General features: G+C 69.3%; 16 protein-coding genes. 11 read left to right on the top strand and 5 right to left on the bottom strand.

The window, feature by feature from the left end:
- Positions 1–91: 91 nt before the first annotated feature.
- The 3 genes from ACZ50Z_RS20960 (at position 92) to ACZ50Z_RS20950 (ending at position 4,714) form a co-directional block, all read left to right on the top strand.
- On the top strand, positions 92–1,186 hold the full coding sequence (locus ACZ50Z_RS20960; protein ID WP_464485266.1) for a hypothetical protein: 1,095 nt from the start codon (positions 92–94) through the stop codon (positions 1,184–1,186).
- Positions 1,183–2,748 (top strand): hypothetical protein, encoded by a 1,566-nt coding sequence (locus tag ACZ50Z_RS20955; RefSeq protein WP_464485265.1) that lies wholly within the window; start codon positions 1,183–1,185, stop codon positions 2,746–2,748. Before ACZ50Z_RS20960 ends, ACZ50Z_RS20955 begins: the two co-directional genes overlap by 4 nt.
- A 139-nt stretch (positions 2,749–2,887) precedes the next feature.
- Positions 2,888–4,714, top strand: coding sequence for a phosphoenolpyruvate carboxykinase (GTP) (locus ACZ50Z_RS20950; protein ID WP_464485264.1), 1,827 nt, complete (start codon positions 2,888–2,890; stop codon positions 4,712–4,714).
- Between the two features lie 17 nt (positions 4,715–4,731).
- On the opposite strand, the gene ACZ50Z_RS20945 is transcribed toward ACZ50Z_RS20950, so the two are convergent.
- Positions 4,732–5,793 (bottom strand): GGDEF domain-containing protein, encoded by a 1,062-nt coding sequence (locus ACZ50Z_RS20945; RefSeq protein ID WP_464485263.1) that lies wholly within the window; start codon positions 5,791–5,793, stop codon positions 4,732–4,734.
- 191 nt (positions 5,794–5,984) lie between these two features.
- On the opposite strand from ACZ50Z_RS20945, the gene fadD4 reads away from it, so the two are divergent.
- On the top strand, positions 5,985–7,514 hold the full coding sequence (gene fadD4 / locus ACZ50Z_RS20940) for a fatty-acid--CoA ligase FadD4 (RefSeq protein ID WP_464485262.1): 1,530 nt from the start codon (positions 5,985–5,987) through the stop codon (positions 7,512–7,514).
- A gap of 3 nt (positions 7,515–7,517) precedes the next feature.
- Entirely contained in the window at positions 7,518–8,459 is a 942-nt protein-coding gene (locus ACZ50Z_RS20935) for an enoyl-CoA hydratase/isomerase family protein (protein WP_464485261.1), read from the top strand.
- A gap of 96 nt (positions 8,460–8,555) precedes the next feature.
- On the opposite strand, the gene ACZ50Z_RS20930 is transcribed toward ACZ50Z_RS20935, so the two are convergent.
- The 3 genes from ACZ50Z_RS20930 to ACZ50Z_RS20920 form a co-directional block, all read right to left on the bottom strand.
- Positions 8,556–9,029 carry a CD225/dispanin family protein gene (locus ACZ50Z_RS20930; protein WP_464485260.1) on the bottom strand — a complete coding sequence of 158 codons (474 nt, stop codon included), beginning with the start codon at positions 9,027–9,029 and terminating at the stop codon, positions 8,556–8,558.
- An 86-nt stretch (positions 9,030–9,115) separates the two neighbouring features.
- On the bottom strand, positions 9,116–10,261 hold the full coding sequence (locus tag ACZ50Z_RS20925; RefSeq protein ID WP_464485259.1) for an acyl-CoA dehydrogenase family protein: 1,146 nt from the start codon (positions 10,259–10,261) through the stop codon (positions 9,116–9,118).
- Positions 10,262–10,323: 62 nt separating this feature from the next.
- Positions 10,324–11,514 (bottom strand): IS30 family transposase, encoded by a 1,191-nt coding sequence (locus ACZ50Z_RS20920; RefSeq protein ID WP_464483774.1) that lies wholly within the window; start codon positions 11,512–11,514, stop codon positions 10,324–10,326.
- A gap of 188 nt (positions 11,515–11,702) precedes the next feature.
- Between ACZ50Z_RS20920 and ACZ50Z_RS20915 the strand changes: the two genes are divergently transcribed.
- The 3 genes from ACZ50Z_RS20915 to ACZ50Z_RS20905 are packed head-to-tail and all read left to right on the top strand — an operon-like array spanning position 11,703 to position 15,240.
- A complete protein-coding gene (locus ACZ50Z_RS20915; protein ID WP_464485258.1) occupies positions 11,703–12,719 on the top strand; it encodes a MaoC family dehydratase in 1,017 nt (338 codons plus the stop codon).
- Between the two features lie 23 nt (positions 12,720–12,742).
- Positions 12,743–13,933, top strand: a complete 1,191-nt coding sequence (locus ACZ50Z_RS20910) for a CoA transferase (RefSeq protein ID WP_464485257.1) — start codon at positions 12,743–12,745, stop codon at positions 13,931–13,933.
- Positions 13,927–15,240 (top strand): amidohydrolase family protein, encoded by a 1,314-nt coding sequence (locus ACZ50Z_RS20905; RefSeq protein WP_464485256.1) that lies wholly within the window; start codon positions 13,927–13,929, stop codon positions 15,238–15,240. The genes ACZ50Z_RS20910 and ACZ50Z_RS20905 overlap by 7 nt, the downstream gene beginning before the upstream one ends.
- 7 nt (positions 15,241–15,247) lie before the next feature.
- On the opposite strand, the gene ACZ50Z_RS20900 is transcribed toward ACZ50Z_RS20905, so the two are convergent.
- Complete coding sequence (locus ACZ50Z_RS20900) at positions 15,248–16,147, bottom strand: alpha/beta hydrolase (protein WP_464485255.1); 900 nt, start codon at positions 16,145–16,147, stop codon at positions 15,248–15,250.
- A 66-nt stretch (positions 16,148–16,213) separates the two neighbouring features.
- Between ACZ50Z_RS20900 and ACZ50Z_RS20895 the strand changes: the two genes are divergently transcribed.
- The 3 genes from ACZ50Z_RS20895 (at position 16,214) to ACZ50Z_RS20885 (ending at position 19,303) form a co-directional block, all read left to right on the top strand.
- Positions 16,214–17,041, top strand: coding sequence for an alpha/beta fold hydrolase (locus tag ACZ50Z_RS20895; protein ID WP_464485254.1), 828 nt, complete (start codon positions 16,214–16,216; stop codon positions 17,039–17,041).
- Between the two features lie 228 nt (positions 17,042–17,269).
- Positions 17,270–17,929, top strand: coding sequence for a class I SAM-dependent methyltransferase (locus ACZ50Z_RS20890; RefSeq protein ID WP_464485253.1), 660 nt, complete (start codon positions 17,270–17,272; stop codon positions 17,927–17,929).
- 168 nt (positions 17,930–18,097) lie between these two features.
- Positions 18,098–19,303, top strand: coding sequence for an alpha/beta hydrolase fold domain-containing protein (locus ACZ50Z_RS20885; protein ID WP_464485252.1), 1,206 nt, complete (start codon positions 18,098–18,100; stop codon positions 19,301–19,303).
- Positions 19,304–19,313 lie beyond the last annotated feature (10 nt).

The raw sequence follows: 19,313 nt of genomic DNA, 5'->3' as shown, positions 1-19,313 counted from the left end.
TAACGGTGGCTCGCTTCTTGGCGACGCGGATGCCACCATTCGGTGGGACCGCGACGGGACGATCGGGTCATTCGGACCGAACAGGCGGGATATGAGGGGACAAGGACACCAGATTTTCGTCGACGAGCTGGCGCGGTTTGCCGGCGGTCTCGTCGACCCGCGCGTGACGGCGATCGCCAGGCGAACCGCCGCACCCCTGCGCGTGGCGGTTCGCGGCCGCCGCGGGGTCGGCCGCCGCACGGTGGCGCGCGCCCTGTGCCGCGCCGGCTGCGCGTCGGGGATCGCGGCGGACCTCCAGCTGACCTCGGCGGGACCCGACCCCGACGCCGATGCGGTGGTCTACGTGGTCGCCGAGGTGGTCAAGCCCGAGGACGCGCACGCCATCGCGGCCGCTGAACGTCCGGTGGTGGCGGTGTTGAACAAGGCCGATCTGTCGGGCCGGCGCGGCGACGGGCCGATCGCGGCCGCCCGGGCGCGGTGCGCCGACCTGTCCGCGCTGATCGGGGCGCCCATGGAGCCCATGATCGGCCTGCTCGCGGTCGCGACTGACGAGCTGGACGACGACCACCCGCTGTGGGCGGCGCTGCACACGCTCGCCACTCATCCCGGCGCCGCCGCGTGCCTCGACGGCTCGTTCGCCGGGTTCCTGGCGGCGGAGGGGCCGGTGCCCGCCGCGGCGCGTCAGCGCCTGCTCGAGACCCTCGACCTGTTCGGCACCGCGCTGGCCGTCGCCGCCATCCGCCAGGGCAGAACCCCGACGCAGGTGCGCACCCTGCTGCGCCGGATGAGCGGCGTCGACGCCGTGCTGGCGCGCCTCGGCGCGCTGGGCGCCGAGGCGCGCTACCAGCGGGTGCTCGCGGGCGTCGCGGAATTAGAGGCGCTGGCCGCCGGCGGGGGTGAGCTCGGCGAGCAGATCGGCGGGTTCCTGTCCCGCGACGACACGGTGGTCGCCCGGATGGCGGCCGCGGTGGATTTGGCCGAGGCGGCCGGACTGGACCCGGGCGGCCCCGAGCCGGCCGGCGTTGATCGCGACCCGGCCGCGCACCTGCCCCGCGCGGTGCAGTGGCAGCGCTACAGCCGGGCCTCGGCGAGCGAGCTGCACCGCGCCTGCGGCGCGGACATCGCCCGCGGATCGCTGCGGCTGTGGTCGCAGGCCTGCGCGTCACTGCCGGGGGAAACCTGGTGAGCCACGATCAGATCGCACAGGTGGACGCGCTGGTTGCCGCTGTCGCACCGGAACTGGATCCGCCGGCCGTGCACCGCTGCGACGTGGTGCTGGTGACCGGCCCGTGGATGGCCGGGGTGAGCGCGGTGGCCACGGCGCTGCAAGGACGCCTGCCGCAGCACAAGTTCGTGGAGTCGACGGACCTGGGACCCGGCGAGGTGCCGATGGCGGTGGTGTTCGTCGTGTCCGCGGCGGCCCACCTGAGCGCCTCCGACTGTGCACTGCTGGACGCGGCGACCGAGCACACCGACGCGGTGGTGGGCGTGGTGTCCAAGGTCGACGTGCACCGCACCTGGCGTGAGGTCGTCGCCGCCAACCGCGACACGCTGGGCGGGCATTCGCCGCGCTACGGCCGGGTGCCGTGGGTGGGCGCGGCGGCCCTGCCCGATGCGGGTGAGCCGGACGTCGACGCCCTGGTCGACGCCGTCGCGGCGCAACTCGACGACCCCGACCTTGCCCGGCGAAACAGGTTGCGGGCGTGGGAATCTCGCCTGCAGACGGTCAAACGGCGGTTCGACCGCGACGTCGAGGGATCCGGTCGCCGCGCGCGGGTCGAGGCGCTGCGCGAAGAACGCAGCACGGCGTTGCAGCAGCGGCGCCAGGCGAAAAGTGAACGCACCATCACGCTGCGCGGCCAGATCCAGCAGGCTCGGGTGCAGTTGTCGCACTCTGCCCGTAACCAATGCGCGACGGCGCGCACCGAACTGCAGGAACACGCGGCGAGATTGCCGCGGCGCGACATGTCGGGGTTCGAGGCGCACACGCGGGCCCGCCTCGACGCGGTGGTGGCCGAGGTCAGCGACGGCACGGACACAGCGCTGGCCGACGTCGCGCAGGTGGTGGGCGTGCCGGTGGAGCTGCCGGCGCTCGAGAAGCTGCCGACCGTCGACGTCACGCCCCCACCGCTGAAGTCGCGCCGGCAGGAAACCTGGCTGATGGTCTTGCTGGGCGTCGGCTTTGGGCTGGGGGTAGCGCTCACGCTGAGCCGCCTGATGAGCGGGGTGGTCTCGCGGCTCAGCCCCGCGCTGGCCGTAGTCGCGGCGGTGGTGTGCGTGGCGATCTCGGTGGCGCTCACCTTCCTGGTGATCAACATTCGCGCCCTGCTGCATGACCGGGGGTTGCTGGACCGTTGGGCGGGCGACGCGACGTCCTCATTGCGGTCGGTGGTCGAGGAACTGGTCGCCACCCGGGTGCTGGTCGCCGAGTCGCTGCTGAGCAAAGCGTTGCTGGCCCACGACGAGGCCGAGAACGCGCAGGCGTCCGCGGCGGTCGCGGTCATCGACACCGAACTGCGCGAGCACGCGCTGGCCGCCGCGCGGGCCGCGGCCGCGCGGGATCGGGAGATGCCCGCGGTCGCCGCCGCGCTGGAGGCGGTGCGTGCAGAACTCGGAGAACCGGGTATACAAACCCCTATACAAACGGCTGAAAGTCCCGCCGAAGATGTCGGTGGTGACGAAACCGAAAAACCCGCTTCGAGGAGCGAAGATGGCGACCCGTCGGGAGCTTCTGAATCGTTGTTGTGAGAAGGCTTATACCCGCCCGAGACTTCCCCGACAAGTTCCTCACGATAACCTGTAGTTAACGCCACCAAGTCCTTAATTATGTGGGCGACGGCATACCGAGCAACACCAGCCCGATACGCGACGAATCCAGGAGAGTTCGATGACCTCAGCGACCATTCCCGGTTTGGACACAGCACCCACCAACCACCAGGGCCTGCTGTCCTGGGTGCAGGAGGTTGCCGAGCTCACCCAGCCCGACCGGGTGGTGTTCGCTGACGGCTCCGACGAGGAGTTCAACCGGCTGGCCGGGCAACTGGTCGAGGCCGGCACGCTGAAGAAGCTGAACGAGAAGAAGCACCCCAACTCCTACCTCGCGCTGTCCGACCCGTCCGACGTGGCCCGGGTGGAGTCACGGACGTTCATCTGCACCGAGAAGGAAAGCGGTGCCGGGCCCACCAACAACTGGATGGACCCCTCAGAGATGCGGTCCATCATGACCGACCTGTACCGCGGCTGCATGCGGGGCCGCACCATGTGGGTGGTGCCGTTCTGCATGGGTCCGCTGGGCGCCGACGACCCCAAGCTGGGTGTGGAGATCACCGACTCCGAGTACGTCGTCATCTCGATGAAGGTGATGACCCGGATGGGCAAGGCCGCACTCGAGAAGATGGGCGACGACGGGTTCTTCGTCAAGGCGCTGCACTCGGTCGGGGCGCCGCTGGACGAGGGCCAGCAGGACGTCCCGTGGCCGTGCAACGACACCAAATACATCACCCACTTCCCGGAGACCCGCGAGATCATGAGCTACGGCTCGGGTTACGGCGGTAACGCCCTGCTGGGCAAGAAGTGCTACTCGCTGCGCATCGCCTCGGCCATGGCCCACGACGAGGGCTGGCTGGCCGAGCACATGCTGATCCTCAAGCTCATCTCGCCGGAGAATAAGGCGTACTACTTCGCCGCGGCGTTCCCGTCGGCCTGCGGCAAGACCAACCTGGCCATGCTGCAGCCGACCATCCCGGGCTGGCGCGCCGAGACGCTCGGCGACGACATCGCCTGGATGCGGTTCGGCAAGGACGGCCGGCTGTACGCGGTCAACCCCGAGTTCGGCTTCTTCGGCGTCGCGCCGGGCACCAACTGGAAGTCCAACCCCAACGCCATGCGCACCATCGAGGCCGGCAACACCGTCTTCACCAACGTCGCACTCACCGACGACAACGACGTGTGGTGGGAGGGCCTCGAGGGCGAACCGCAGCACCTGACCGACTGGAAGGGCCGCGACTGGACGCCCGACTCCGACGAGAAGGCCGCCCACCCGAACTCGCGCTACTGCACGCCGATGTCGCAGTGCCCGATCCTGGCGCCGGAGTGGGACGACCCGCAGGGCGTGCCGATCTCGGGCATCCTGTTCGGCGCGCGCCGCAAGACCACCGTTCCGCTGGTGACGCAGGCTCGCGACTGGCAGCACGGCGTGTTCATGGGCGCCACCATGGGCAGCGAGCAGACCGCCGCCGCCGAGGGCAAGGTCGGCACCGTCCGGCGCGACCCGATGGCCATGCTGCCGTTCCTGGGCTACCACGTCGGTGACTACTTCCAGCACTGGCTCGACCTGGGTAAGAACTCCGACGAGTCCAAGATGCCGAAGGTGTTCTTCGTCAACTGGTTCCGTCGTGACGCCGACGGCGGGTTCCTGTGGCCCGGCTTCGGCGAGAACAGCCGCGTGCTCAAGTGGATCGTCGACCGCATCGAGCACAAGGCCGGTGGACAGGACACCCCGATCGGCATCGTGCCCAAGGCCGAGGACCTCGACCTGGACGGGCTCGACGCCAGCAGCGACGAGGTCGCCCAGGCGCTGGCGGTCAACGCCGCCGAGTGGCGCGAGGAACTGCCGCTGATCGAGGAGTGGTTCGAGTTCGTCGGCGAGAAGCTGCCGACCGGCGTCCGCGACGAGTTCGAGGCGCTCAAGCAGCGGCTGTCCGAAGCCGGCTGAGCCGGCGAGTCGGCTGATCAGCCGGCGAGTCGCGCCTTCTTCTCCGCGTACATGAGTTCGTCGGCGCGGGCGAGTAATTCGTCCACGGTGGCGGCGTCGGAGACGGGCGCCCGCACGAAGCCGATGCTGGCCGACAGACGGTAGGGCCGGTCGCTGGTCTTGTTGAAGTTTTCGAAGGCGAGCGCGAGACGCTCTTCGAGGGGCGGGGTGTCGCCGTCGCTTTCGGTGACCATCACGCAGAATTCGTCGCCGCCGATGCGGGCGAGGATGTCGGACTCGCGCCGGGTGGTGCGCAGCACCCGGGCGACGTCTTTGATCAGGCTGTCGCCCGTGTCGTGGCCCTGCTCGTCGTTGACCTTTTTGAGCCCGTCGACGTCGAGGAACGCGAGCACGCAATTGTGGCCGAGGTGGTGCGACCCGCGAAGCTTCTGCTCGGCCAGCAGATAGAAGCCGCGACGATTGTTCAATCCGGTCAGCTCGTCGGTGACCGACAGCCGCCGGATCTCCTCGTTGGCGTCCTCCAGCGCGGCGGTGCGGTCGCGCACCCGCCGTTCCAGCTCGGAGTAGACCTGGACGTTCTCCATCGCGATCGACGTCGAATCCGCCAGGGCCTGCAGCAGGTGGACCTCTTGGTCGGACGGGTCATGCGGGCTGGCCCAGTAATTGCCGATCGCGCCGATCGGTTCGAGTTTGCGGATGGGCACCATTACCAGGCTCTTGACGAAGGTGGGGCGGTACAGGGCGTGCGGGATGCGCGGGTCGCCGTAGATGTCGGGGATCACCGCCGCGTCGCGGTTGAGCATCGCCCAACCGCTGATGCACGACCTGATGGGGAAACGGCTGCCCTTCCACAGCGGGGCGATCGCGTCTTCGTCGGCGTAGTAGCAGCTGTCGTTGTCGCGCAGCACGAACGTCGCGCCGTCACAACCGGTGAGCGCACGCGCCGAGGAGCGGACGATGCGCTGGAGGTCGGGCAGGCTGCGCGCCAGCGACAGCTCCTGGATGGCATGGACGAGCCGCTCCATGCCATCGACGTAGTCGGAAACGGCGAACGAGGATGCGGCAGGCTCGGCGGTCATGCGCACCTCCGTGCGAGAGTCGCGTATACCGCCGCGCGTTGCTGACCAAGGTCGGGTACCGAGGCCCACGGCGCTCTACTTGACTGCATTATGGCTGGCGGCACGCACCCCGCGCCGGGAATGGCGCAGAAACTCGCCGGGCCCACCCACCACTTAACACCCGTCAAGTTTGGCGGCGGTACAGTCTGCGCATGCAGATCCGCCCGTATGTCGGAGCCGACAAACCTGCTGTCATCCTGCACCCTTCCGGCACGGTCGTCACCTTCGACGACCTCGAGGCCCGCGCCAATCGCCTGGCGCACCGGTTCCGCCAGGCGGGTCTGCGCGAGGGTGACACGGTCGCCATCCTGATGGAGAACAACGAGCACATCCACGCGGTCATGTGGGCTGCTCGCCGCAGCGGTTTGTACTACGTGCCCATCAACACCCACCTGACCGCGGCGGAAGCCGCCTACATCGTCGACAACAGCGCCGCCAAGGCGATCATCGGCTCGGCCGCGCTGCGCGAAACCTGCGCCGGCCTGGCCGAGCATCTGCCACGCGGACTACCGGAACTGTTGCTGATCGCCGCCGGGGCAGGAGAAGACGGCCTGGCAGGCTGGGAGCGCTACCCGGAATGCGTTGCCGGCCAACCGGATACCCCGATCGACGACGAAATCGAGGGTGATCTGCTGCAGTACTCGTCGGGAACCACCGGCCGGCCCAAGGGCATCAAGCGCGAGCTACCGCACGTTCCCCCTGCCGAGGCGCCCGGCATGATGTCGGCGCTCGTCGGCTTCTGGATGACGCCCGATTCGATCTACCTCAGCCCCGCGCCGCTGTACCACACGGCGCCGTCGGTGTGGTCGATGAGCGCGCAGGCCGGCGGCATCACCACCGTGGTCATGGAGAAGTTCGACGCAGCGGGCTGCCTGGACGCCATCCAGCGCCACCGGGTCACGCACGGCCAGTTCGTGCCCGCGATGTTCACCCGGATGCTGAAACTGCCGGAGAACGTGCGCCATTCGTACGACCTGAGCAGCCTGCAGCGGGTGATGCACGCGGCGGCGCCCTGCCCGGTGGAGATCAAGAAGCAGATGATCGACTGGTGGGGGCCGATCATCGACGAGTACTACGCCTCCTCGGAGGCGCACGGCTCGACGCTGATCACCGCCGAGGACTGGCTGGCGCATCCGGGGTCGGTCGGCAAGCCCATGGGTGGTGCCGTGCACATCCTCGACGAGAACGGCGAGGAGCTGCCGCCCGGCCAGGCCGGCGAGATCTACTTCGAGGGCGGGTATTCGTTCGAATACCTCAACGACCCAACGAAAACCGCATCGTCGCGTTCCAAGCACGGCTGGGCCACCGTCGGAGACATCGGCTATCTCGATGACGAGGGCTACCTGTACCTCACCGACCGGCGCCACCACATGATCATCTCCGGCGGGGTGAACATCTACCCGCAAGAAGCCGAGAACCTTCTGGTCACCCACCCCAAGGTGATGGACGCGGCGGTGTTCGGCGTTCCCGACGACGAGATGGGCCAGCGCGTCACCGCGGTCGTGCAGACCGTCGACCCCACCGACGCCACCGACGCGTTCGCCGACGAGCTGCTGAGCTGGCTGCGGGATCGCTTGGCGCACTACAAGTGTCCACGATCGATCGCCTTCGAAGCGCAGTTGCCGCGCACCGACACCGGCAAGCTCTACAAGAATGGGCTGATCGAGAAGTACTCGGTGTGACCGATGCTCCGGGTGGTCGACCTGTCGAGCGCGCCGCAGGACGGCCCGGCGTCGGCGCCCGGCGTGATCGTCGCCGTCGGTTCGGCCGAAGACATCGCTCGGCACGGAACCTGGCTTGACACAGCGACTTTCACCCTGACGGAGGACGCCTGCGCCGACCGGCGGGTGGTTACCGTCGATTCCGTGTCCGATGCGCTGGGTGAACTGACCGACCGCTGTCGACGCTGGCCGCATGCCAGCGGGATCTGTGACGACGTGTTGCGCGCCGTGGACCCTACGGGGCCGACCCTGTCCGGGGTGGTGACCGAATCACTGGGATATTCGACGTTGCAGGCCGGCCCGGAATTCGCGCGGTGGCTGCAGGAACGCGGCCCGGTCCGCATGCCCGACATCGCCGACCCGGTGCGGGCGCGCCGCGACGGCGACATCGTGCGCATCGCGTTCAACCGGCCGCAACGCCACAACGCGTTCTCCACCGACGCGCGCGCCGCGCTGCTGGAGGCGCTGACCGTCGCGCAGCTGGATCCCTCGGTGACCGGCATCGTGTTGAGCGGCAACGGTCCATCGTTTTGCAGCGGCGGAGACCTCGCCGAATTCGGCACCTTCGCCGACCCGGCGAGCGCCCATCTCGCCCGTACCCGCCACAGCCCCGCTCTGGCCCTCGACACGCTGACCGCACGACTCGGCCGGGCGTGCCGCGCCGAGGTCCACGGCCGGGTGATGGGCAGCGGCCTGGAGATGGCCGCGTTCTGCGGCTGGGTCGCCGCCCGTGACGACGCGGTGTTCGGGCTCCCCGAATTGGCGCTCGGCCTGATCCCCGGCGCCGGCGGGACCGTCAGCGTCACGCGCCGGATCGGCCGTTGGCGCACAGCGTATCTCGTGCTGTCGGGCCATACCGTGGGTGCCGACACCGCGCTGGCCTGGGGATTGGTGGACGCGATTTAGCGTGCAACCGCACTGCGGCTCACCGAGCGCGTGGGAACCGGATGAAAAGTGAAGGAAATTCGTACCTGGCGCCCACGCTCGGCGACCCGGTTTACGTCAGAAGCTCGAATACGTGGTCGTGGTCGTCGACGGCAGATGGGAGACGACGAGCACCCCGGCGACGACGTAGATGAGCACGAAGATCACCGCCGCGACGACGCCCACGACCGCACCGATGATGGCCCACTTCTTGGCGTTGTTGGCGGCCTCCTGCGCCTCGGCGTAGCGACCCTGCGCCCACAACCCGGAGACCTTGTTGGAGTACACAATCGAGACGATGCCCAGCGGCAGGCAGCACAGCACCGTGCACAGGATCGCCCAGACCAGATAGTTCTCCGGCTCCGGCTGGCCCTGCCAGCCCGGCTGGGGCGCCGGCCATCCCGTGGGCGGCTGGCCCGGCCACGGCGGGGGTGGCTGCGCCGGATATCCCGGCGGCGGCTGGCCTTGCCAGTCCGGTTGCTGGCCTTGCCATTCCGGTTGCTGACCCGGCCATTCGGGCGAACCTCCGGGCGGCACGGGGGGATAACTCATGGCGGATGCCTTTCCCTTCGGTTCAGAAGTCAGGTAAATATACTCCCAAACTCCGTTCTGCGGCCGCGAGATTGGCGAGCCCGGGGTCAGATCCCGCCGCGCGTCACCAGTTGCCGGGCGATCACGTTGCGCTGGATCTCGTTGGTGCCTTCGCCGACGATCATCAGGGGCGCGTCGCGAAAGTAGCGTTCGACGTCGTATTCTGTGGAATAGCCGTAGCCGCCGTGGATTCGCACCGCGTTCAGGGCGATCTCCATCGCCACCTCGGAGGCGAACAGCTTGGCCATCCCGGCTTCCATGTCGCAACGTTCACCGCTGTCGTAGCGCTCGGCGGCGTAGCGGGTGAGCTGACGGGCCGCGGTGAGTTTGGTCGCCATGTCGGCCAGGTAGTTGCCCACCGACTGGTGCCGCCAGATCGGCTGCCCGAAGCTCTCGCGCTGCTGGGCGTAGGCGAGCGCGTCCTCGAGCGCGGCCGTGGCCACCCCCAGGGCGCGGGCTGCCACCTGGATGCGCCCCGTTTCCAGCCCCTTCATCATCTGTGAAAAGCCTTCGCCCGCAACGCCACCCAGTATCGCCGTTTGCGACACCCGGAAGTCGTCGAAGGACAACTCGCAGGACTCCACGCCCTTGTACCCCAGCTTGGGCAGATCCCGCGACACCGTCAGGCCCGGCCCGTGTTCGACCAGCACGATCGAGACGCCCGTGTGGCGCGGCGTGGCGTTCGGGTCGGTCTTGCACAACAGCGCGATCAGCCCGGAACGGCGGGCGTTGCTGATCCAGGTCTTGGAGCCGTTGATCACCAGGCCACCCGCGCCGTCGCTCACCGCGGTGGTCGCCATGTTCTGCAGGTCCGATCCACCGCCGGGCTCGGTCAGCGCCATGGTGGCGCGCACCTCGCCACTGGCCATCCGCGGCAGGTAGGCCCGCTTCTGGTCCTCGGTGCCGAACAGCGTCAGCAGCTTGGCGACCACGGTGTGCCCGCCCATCGCGCCGGCCAGGCTCATCCAGCCTCGCGCCAGCTCCTCGGTGACCCGCACGTAGCACGGCATGGACACCGGCGAACCGCCGTACTCCTCGGGCACGGCCAGCCCGTAGACGCCGATCCGCTTCATCTGCTCGATCCACGCCTCGGGATAGGCATTGGCGTGTTCGGCCTCGCGCACGCTCGGCTTGACCTCGCGGTCGACGAACGCCCGCACCGTCGCGACCAGCATGTCCTCTTCGTCGTTCACCTCTAAGCACCTAACCGATTTGCGCCGAACGTCGACTTGATGGGCAAAAACCTACGGCGGTTTCACGCGGTGTTTGCAACAGCGGGTGGTTTTGACGGGTTGGAGAGTAGTTCGTCGAGGGCTTCGGCGGGGGTTTTCCAGCCCAGTGTTTGGCGGGGCCGGTTGTTGAGTTTGGCGGCGACGTAGTCGAGGTAGTCGGCGGGAAACGCGGATAGGTCGGTGCCTTTAGCAAAGTATTGGCGCAGCAGTCCGTTGGTGTTTTCGTTGGTGCCGCGCTGCCACGGTGAGTGGGGGTCGCAAAAGTAGATATCCAGTTGGGCGGCCTCGGCGATGGCGATGTGGTTGGCCATTTCTTTGCCTTGATCCCAGGTCAGTGTTTTGCGCAGGATTGCCGGCAGCTGCGCCATTTTGGCCACGATGGCCTCCTGCAGCGCCAGCGCTGTGTGGTCCTCAGGCAGGTGCAGCAGCATCACGAACCGCGTCATCCGCTCCACCACGGTGCCGATCGCCGAGGCCGATGCGGCGCTGCCCAGGATCAGATCGCCCTCCCAATGCCCGGGTACGGCGCGGTCTTCGACCTCGGGTGGGCGCTCGCTGATGTTGACCATGTTCGGGATGCGGCCGCGGCGCTGATCGGCGCGGCGCTGGGGTTTGCGCAGTGCACGCCCGGTGCGCAGGCAGCTGTGCAACTCGCGGCGCAAGTTCCCTTTGCCCTGAACGTAAATCGCTTGATAGATCGTCTCGTGGGACACCCGCATCTCCGCCTCGTCGGGAAAATCCATCACCAGCCGCTGAGCAATCTGGGTGGGACTGTGCTGGTCTTGCAACCGAGTCTGCACCTCATCATGCAGCCGCTGGTTGGTGGCCAGCTTGCCCGGTTTGGGCCGGCGAGCCCGCTCCCGGGCGCGCGCATGGGCCTTACTCGCGCGATAACGCGGCCGGGGATCCCACCCGCCGCGCCATCGGGCGCCGAATCGATACCGCGCCCGGTAGCGCCCGCGGCACCACCCATTGCGGTTGATCTCACGCATCACCGTCGTTGGGTGACGACCCAACCGATTCGCGATGTCACGGATCGACTCGCCACGGGCCACACCGTCCTGGATCTCTTCGCGCTCCTCATAGCTCAGCCGAGGCCGCGAGCGGGGCCCAACTGCTGGAAACTTTGGTCTCACCCCGCCAGCATCAGCAAACCATTGCTGACCACTGGACATCGACACGCCGACAGCCACCCCGGCCTCACCGGGCGACATTCCCTCCTTGATGTGATCCCAAAACCGACGGCCCAACCATGACAACGACGACGGACGCACAACAACTCCTCATCTAGAAGCTGTTGCATTCACCCCCTGAAGGGAAGTACAAATTGGCGCCAACAAGTCGACGTTGGGGGTTGATCCGGATTGACCCTCGATTCCACAGCCTGCCAGCATGTGGCGTTGTGACTAGTGACGGGTATGCGCGGATTCGCGAGGGTGGACCGTACTTCGACGACCTCTCGGTGGGGCAGGTGTTCGACTGGGCGCCGTCGATGACCGTGTCGTCCGGCTTGGCGGGCGCCCACCAGGCGATTGTGGGCGACCGGCTGCGCCTGGCGCTGGACGCCGATCTGTGCGGGGCAGTGACGGGCCTCCCCGCGCCGCTGGCCCACCCGGGATTGGTGTGCGACGTGGCGATCGGCCAGTCGACGCTGGTGACGCAGCGGGTCAAGGCGAACCTCTTCTATCGCGGCCTGGTGTTTCACCGGTTCCCGGTCATCGGCGATTCCCTCTACACCCGCACCGAAGTGGTTGGGCTGCGGGCCAATTCGCCCAAGCCGGGCCGGGCCGCGACAGGCCTGGCGGCCTTGCGGATGATCACCATCGACCAGGCCGATCAGTTGGTGCTCGATTTCTACCGGTGCGGCATGCTGCCCGCCAGCCCGGATTTCGATCCCGACAGTGCGCCGCACGACGACCTGTCCACCATCGGCGTCGACGCGCCCGGCCCGGCCCACGATCCGGTCGCCCAGTGGGACGGCGAAGTCTTCCGCACCAAGGTCCCCGGGCCGCACTTCGATCCCGGCCTGGCGGGCTCGGTGCTGCACAGCACCGCCGACGTCGTCACCAGCGCCCCCGAGCTCGCCCGGCTCACGCTCAATATCGCTGCGACCCACCATGATTCGCGGGTGGGTGGGAACCGGCTGGTGTATGGCGGGCATACCATCGGCTTGGCGCTCGCGCAGGCCAGCAGGCTGCTGCCCAACCTGGTCACCGTGCTGGGCTGGCAGTCGTGCGATCACACGGGCCCCGTGCACGAGGGCGACACCCTCTACAGCGAGTTGCACATCGAATCCGCCGAACCGACCGAGCATGGGGGAGTGCTCGGGCTGCGCTCGCTGGTGTATGCGGCCGGCGGCGCCGACGGCGGGCCGGACCGTCCGGTGCTGGACTGGCGGTTCCGCGCGCTGCAGTTCTAACGACGATGTGCGCCACGAGCACAATGGGGGGCGTGAGCTCGGCCGCAACCACCTGGGGACGCAGCGGACTGGCCTACCTGACCGGCCTGCCCGACGGGCCCGCCGACTTCTCCCGCGCCCTCGTGCTGTCCAGGGCGCGCGAGGTCACCGCGGCCATCGCGGGCCGGTGGGGCATCGACGTCGACGCGGCCGAGCTGCTGACCGGGCGCGCCGCCCTGCGGGGCCTGACCCGAGCCGGCCGGGTGTCGCCCGGCGGGGCCACCCGCTTGCTCGCGGCGCGTGACGGCTGGTGCGCGCTGACCCTCTCCCGCGCCGACGACCTCGCCGCCGTTCCCGCGCTCCTGCAGGTCGACGAGGTGGACACCGACCCGTGGCCCGAGCTGCAGCGGTGGGCCACCGCCAACGCGGCGGCCGACATCGTCGAGCGGGCGGCGCTGCTCGACATCCCGGCGGCGGCCCTGGGCGAGGTGACGGCGGCGCCGCCGCGCACCCGGCGAATCGGCTCGCCGGCGCCGCCACGCCCGCCGCGCGGTCTGGTGGTGGCCGATCTGTCCTCGATGTGGGCGGGCCCGCTGTGCGGTCAGCTGCTGGCCCGCGCCGGGGCGACGGTGATCAAGGTGGAAAGCCCGCGCCGCCCGGACGGCACCCGCGCCGGTGACCAGTCCTTTTTCGATTGGACGAACCACGAAAAGCTCTGCTATGGCATCGATTTCGACGAGCAAGCCGACGAATTGCGCGAGCTGCTCGCGGTCAGCGACGTCGTCATCGAGGGCTCCCGCCCGGCGGCGCTGGCGCGCCGGGGCCTCGGGCCCGACGACATCGCGGCACGGCCGGGCCGAATCTGGTTGCAAATCACCGCCTATGACGGCCGCAGGCCGGGATTCGGGGATGATGCCGCCGTCGGCGGCGGCCTGGTGGGGATCAGCGAGGAGGGTCCGGTGTTCTGCGGCGACGCCATCGCCGACCCGCTCACCGGGCTGGAGGCGGCCCTCGCGGTTGCGGAGTCCCTGGCGCGCGGCGGCGGCGAATTGATCCAACTCCGCATGGCGGCCGTCGCCGCGACCTATGCGGCGCTGCAGACCGGGCCGTCGGAGTCACCCGGGCCGGTATTACCGCCGCCCGCCCCGCCGGCGACAACGGTCGCGTCCGCGCTGGGCGCCGACAACGATGCCGTGCGCCAGTTGGTCGCCCAAAAACGCTGCCTGTCATGCTGATTCGTCAAGCGGCCCTGCTGGACGGCACCGTGACCGACATCAGGGTCGGCGCGCAGATCGAAGAGATGGCGCCGGCGGGGGAGGGGCTTTCACCCAAGGACGGGGAGGGTGTGCTCTACGCGGGCGGCGGGACCGTGCTGCCCGGGCTGCACGACCACCACGTCCACCTGCGCTCGGCGGCCTCGGCGCTCGATTCGTTTTTCGTCGGGCCGCCCGGGGTCAGCACCGAAGCCGAGCTCACCCAACTGCTGACGAACGCCACGCCGGGTCCCGACGGGTGGATACGCGCTGTCGGCTACCACGATTCGGTCGCCGGAGAACTCGACCGGACCGCGCTGGACGCGATGGTCCGCAGCGTGCCCGTGCGCATCCAGCATCGCAGCGGCGCCCTGTGGATCCTCAACTCCGAGGCGCTGGGCCGGGTCGGCCTGGCCGAACACCCCGACGGGCGACTGCGCAGCGCCGATGACGGCTGGTCGCAGGCCCTGGACCGGCGCGAAACCGACCTGGCCGAACTCAGCCGCCGCATCACGGCGACCGGTGTCACCGGCGTCACCGACGCCACCCCCGATCTCGACGCCGACGACATGGCCTCGCTGGTGGCGGCGCACGGCCGCGGCGAGTTCCGGCCCCGGCTCAGCTTCCTGTCCCCGGGCAAGAAAATCCTGCACGATGACCGCCTCGACCTCGACGGCCTCACGGAATGGATTGCCCGGCAGCACAACACGGGGCAACCCGTCGCAGTGCACTGCGTGACCGCCGCGCAGCTGGTGGTGACCATCGCGGCCCTGCGCGGGGCCGGTGTCCACCCGCGCGACCGCATCGAACACGCAGCGGTGGTGCCCGAGGAAAGCCTGGCCGACTTGGCCGATCTCCAGATCACCGTGGTCACGCAGCCCAACTTCGTGGCCGAGCGCGGCGATCAGTACCTCGCCGAGGTTCCCGTCGCCGAGCACGATCAGCTGTGGCGCGTCGCGGCGCTGCGCGACGCGGGGGTGCCGGTTGCGCTGTCCACCGACATGCCGTTCGGCCACGGCGACCCGTGGACGGCGATGCGCGCCGCGGTGCACCGCACCACACCGAGCGGAGCCGTTCTGGGCACCAACGAATGTGTCTCGCCGTCAACGGCTTTGACGATGTTTTTGGGCCGGGCGGACCAGCCGGAGCGGCCACGCGCCGTGCGCACCGGGCAGCCCGGCGACCTGTGCGTGCTCAGCGAGCCGCCGGTGACGGCGCTGGCCGAGCTCGACGCCGGCATGGTCGCCGCCACCGTCATCGGTGGCGAGCTGGTCTACTTCGCGATGTGACCGGCGATCACGCCGCCGGCGCGAGCGCCGCGCGCAGGATGTCGCACTGGCTGCCGAAAAACTTCTGCGACACTTGGAGTTTGGGCGCGACCAGGTCGAATCCGTGGAAGGCGCCGGGAACGATCTCGACCTGACACGGCACCCCGGCGGCCGTGAGTCGTTCGGCGTAGGCCAGGTCTTCGTCGTGGAACAGGTCGTGCGTTCCCACACCGATCCACGCCGGCGGCAACCCGCTCAAATCGTCGCGGCGGGCGGGCACGGCGACCTCGGGATCCGCGTTGCCCAGGTACGCGGCCCAGCCGAATCGGTTGCTGCGGTTGTCCCAGAGCCGGTAGTTGGCGCTGGGCGCCGTGGCCGAACTGCGGTCGTCGAGCATGGGGTAGGTCAGCAGCTGGAATGAGGGACTCACCTCGGCGCGGTCGCGGGCCAGCAGGGCCAGGGCCGCGGCGAGGCCGCCGCCGGCACTGGCACCCCCGATGGCCACCCGATACCGGTCCACCGACGGCAGTCCGGCGAGCCAGCTCAGCGCCGCGTAGCAGTCTTCCAGCGGTGCGGGATACGGATGTTCGGGTGCCAGGCGGTATTCCACCGACGCGACGGTGATGCCCAGCCGCCTGCTGAACCCGCTGCACAACCGGTCGTCCTGCCGGGCGTCGCCGATCACATAGCCGCCGCCGTGGATCCACAGCAGCGCGGGCGTCGGCTCGCTGACGCCCGCGGGGCGGAACAGCCGGACGCCGGCTCCCGACTCGAGGGTGATCACCTCGACGTCGCGGACGGGCTTGCCGAGGCGTCCCCGCCAGGCCATCGCCACCCGCATGACGGGCAGGGTGCGGGGGCCGACGAGGCGCCGAGGAGCGAAGCGGGCGAGTCTTTGCAGGTCAGGATGAACAGCGTCGTTCGTCACCGATCCAGTATCACCGACGGGGAAAATCAAAGGACCGCTATCGGTGTTCTGACCTCAGGAGGCAGCGTGCCCGCAAACGTCCCCCACCTCGCCACCCGACTGATCGACACGGTCCTGGGGACGCTCAGGGTCCAGGTGAGCAACGGAACCGGGCCCGCCGTTCTGCTGTGGCCGAGCCTGCTGATGACGGGCGAGCTGTGGGCCGGTCAGGCCGCGCGCTTCGGCGACAGCCATCGCCTGGTGCTCATCGACCCGCCAGGCCACGGGGGTAGTGCGCCGCTGAGCGCGCCGTTCAGCTTTTCCGACTGCGCGCGCTGCGTCGTCGACCTGCTGGACGGACTCGGCCTCGACCGGGCGCACTTCGTGGGTAATTCCTGGGGCGGGATGATCGGCGGAACCTTCGCCGCCCTGCACCCCGACCGGCTCGACCGCGCCGTGCTGATGAATTGCACCGCCTCCAAAGCCGGTGTCGCGCAAAAGGTTCAGTACTCCGCCATGCTGTGGCTGGCGAATATGCTCGGCGGCATCCGGCCGCCGCTGACGCGGTCGAGCATCCGCGCCTTCCTGGGGCCGACCACGCTGCGCACCCGGCCGGATGTGGTCGAGACCGTGCGCACCAATGTGGCTGCGGTGGACACCGATTCGGTCCGCTGGGCGGTGCGCAGCGTGGTCTCGGCCCGACCGGATCAGCACGCCCTGCTGGGCCGCGTCACGGCGCCGGTGCTGGTGGTCGCCGGCGCGGAAGACGCGACCTTCCCGGTGGCCGAAACCCGGGCCATGGCCGAGTCGATCCCCACCGCGTCCTTCACCGTGCTGGACGGCGTCGCGCACCTCGCGGCGCTGGAGGACCCCGACCGGGTGAACGCACTGTTGGACACGTTTCTGTTCGCGTGACGCGACACCTCCATCGAACCGAAACGGCCGCTGCCACGTAGCCCCAAACGGGCCCGCGCAGGCCCTGCAAGGCAGTGGATTAACCGAGCCACGATCGGGGTATCGGTGCAATGCTGGCGAACGTGCTTGCCGTCAGCTTGTTGGGTTTGCCGGCTCGTGTTCGCGACGTCCCGCCTGGGGCCGAGCGTCTGCAGGCCGCCCGATCGGCCGCGACGCGAGGGGCGAGACATGCTGGGGCAACTTTACGATCGGGCACTGGGCGGGGAGCGATGTTGGATCCGCCATGACGACGGCGAACTGCGGCCGCTGCCGGCGCACCGCTGGCTGGGCGTGCGCTGTCCCCCGAACGGCTCAGGCCTCTCAGGTGACGTCGACGAGGTGTTCGACGAAGCCGTCACGCAGATGTGCACCGGGCCGACCATCGAGCTGGGCTGCGGTCCGGGGCGGTTGGTGGCGAGGCTGATCCAGCGGGGCATCCCCGCGCTCGGTATCGACCGGTCCGCGGCCGCGATCCAGCTGGCAGGTCGCGGCGGTGCACCGGCCCTGTTGGGTGACGTGTTCGAGGAGCTGCCCGGGATGGGCCTGTGGCACACGGTGTTGCTGGTCGACGGCAACGTCGGGCTCGGCGGGGACCCGCTGCGGATCCTGGGGCGCGCGTTCGAGCTGTTGGCCCGCGGCGGCCGTTGCGTGGCCGAATTCGAAGCCGAGACCATCGGCATCCGGTCGCGCTGGGTCCGCCTCGAATCCTCGGGTGAGGTCGGCCCGTGGTTTCGCTGGGCCACCGTCGGGGTGGACAGCGCGGCCGCGCTGGCCGCGCAGGTGGGGCTGACGCTGACCGGCGTCCGCCTGATCGGCGATCGGGTGATCGCCAGCCTGGCGGCCGTGTAAGCGTGTCGTGCACAGCTAAATCCGCCGCGCGCAGCGAACCGCGAAATGCATTTCAAACAGGGTAAATAAGCCTTTCAGCGACACCGCCGGGCAAAGCCCGGCCGCAACCATAGCCGGTTCTACGTAAACCTGAGTTTCGGTGACCTACCCGGGGGTACAGTTCCCGACATGACGGCGAACCGACCGGGCATTACACCGTGGGTGAAATGGTTGCTGCGGGCCGGGCCCGCCGACTATGCGCTGGCGCTCAGCGTGGCCGGGGCGTCGCTGCCCGTGGTCGGCAAACACCTCGAGCCGCTGGCGGGCATGACCGCGATGGGCGTGTGGGGGGCGCGGCACGCCCCGGAGGCGATTTCGGCGGCGACCAAGGACTGGTTCACCCCGGGGATCAACGACGCGCGGCGCCGCGACCGCGAGAGCACGCGGCAGGTCTCGCTCGCCGCCCTGCGGGGGGTCGTGTCGGCGGCGGACCTCGAGATGGATTGGCCGGCGGCCGAACGGACCCCGCCGATTTGGGACAGCCTGCGCCAGCGGCGCCACCTGTATCGCCGCGCCGTCCACTACGGCGATCACCCCGCGCAGGTACTCGACGTCTGGCGGCGCAAAGACCTGCCCGCGCAACCCGCCCCGGTCCTGATCTTCCTGCCGGGCGGCGCCTGGGTGCACGGCAGGTGCATGGGTCAGGGATCCGTGCTGATGTCACGGCTGGCCGAGCAGGGATGGGTGTGCCTGGCGGTCGACTACCGCGTCGCGCCACACCACCGCTGGCCGCGCCACATCGTCGACGTCAAAACCGCCATCGCATGGGCGCGCGCCAACGTCGACAAATTCGGCGGCGATCGCAATTTCGTTGCGATAGCGGGGTGTTCGGCCGGCGGCCACCTGTGCGCGCTGGCCGGGCTGACCCCCGACGACCCGCAGTACCAGACGAAGCTCCCCGAGGGTGCGGACACGTCGGTGGACGCGGTCGTCGGAATCTATGGCCGCTACGACTGGGAGGACCGCTCGACGCCGGAGCGGGCCCGGTTCGTCGATTTCCTCGAGCGGGTCGTGGTCAGAAAGTCGATCGCCCGTCACCCCGAGGTCTTTCGGGCCGCGTCGCCGATCGCCCGCGTGCACCGTAATGCGCCGCCGTTCCTGGTGATTCACGGCAGCAAGGACAGCGTCATCCCCGTCGAGCAGGCGCGCAGCTTCGTCGAGCGGCTGCGCACGGTATCGCATTCGACGGTCGGCTACCTGGAGTTGCCCGGCGCGGGCCACGGCTACGACCTCATCGACGGCGAGCGCGCCGGCGCGGCGGCGCACGTCGCCTCGCTGTTCCTCAACCAGGTTTATCGCACCAAGGCACGGATCGGGGCAAAAGAGGTTATCTGAGCTGGCGCCG

It is taken from the genome of Mycobacterium sp. NTMscope_MAC_269 (assembly GCF_976985695.1).
This window is presented reverse-complemented; position numbering and strand designations above follow the sequence as displayed.

Coding starts and splice junctions, on each gene's coding strand:
- ACZ50Z_RS20960 (WP_464485266.1), top strand. CDS start 92: ATGAGGGGACAAGGACACCAGATTTTCGTCGACGAGCTGGCGCGGTTT.
- ACZ50Z_RS20950 (WP_464485264.1), top strand. CDS start 2,888: ATGACCTCAGCGACCATTCCCGGTTTGGACACAGCACCCACCAACCAC.
- ACZ50Z_RS20945 (WP_464485263.1), bottom strand. CDS start 5,793: ATGACCGCCGAGCCTGCCGCATCCTCGTTCGCCGTTTCCGACTACGTC.
- fadD4 (WP_464485262.1), top strand. CDS start 5,985: ATGCAGATCCGCCCGTATGTCGGAGCCGACAAACCTGCTGTCATCCTG.
- ACZ50Z_RS20935 (WP_464485261.1), top strand. CDS start 7,518: ATGCTCCGGGTGGTCGACCTGTCGAGCGCGCCGCAGGACGGCCCGGCG.
- ACZ50Z_RS20930 (WP_464485260.1), bottom strand. CDS start 9,029: ATGAGTTATCCCCCCGTGCCGCCCGGAGGTTCGCCCGAATGGCCGGGT.
- ACZ50Z_RS20920 (WP_464483774.1), bottom strand. CDS start 11,514: ATGTCGCCCGGTGAGGCCGGGGTGGCTGTCGGCGTGTCGATGTCCAGT.
- ACZ50Z_RS20910 (WP_464485257.1), top strand. CDS start 12,743: ATGGGGGGCGTGAGCTCGGCCGCAACCACCTGGGGACGCAGCGGACTG.
- ACZ50Z_RS20905 (WP_464485256.1), top strand. CDS start 13,927: ATGCTGATTCGTCAAGCGGCCCTGCTGGACGGCACCGTGACCGACATC.
- ACZ50Z_RS20890 (WP_464485253.1), top strand. CDS start 17,270: ATGCTGGGGCAACTTTACGATCGGGCACTGGGCGGGGAGCGATGTTGG.
- ACZ50Z_RS20885 (WP_464485252.1), top strand. CDS start 18,098: ATGACGGCGAACCGACCGGGCATTACACCGTGGGTGAAATGGTTGCTG.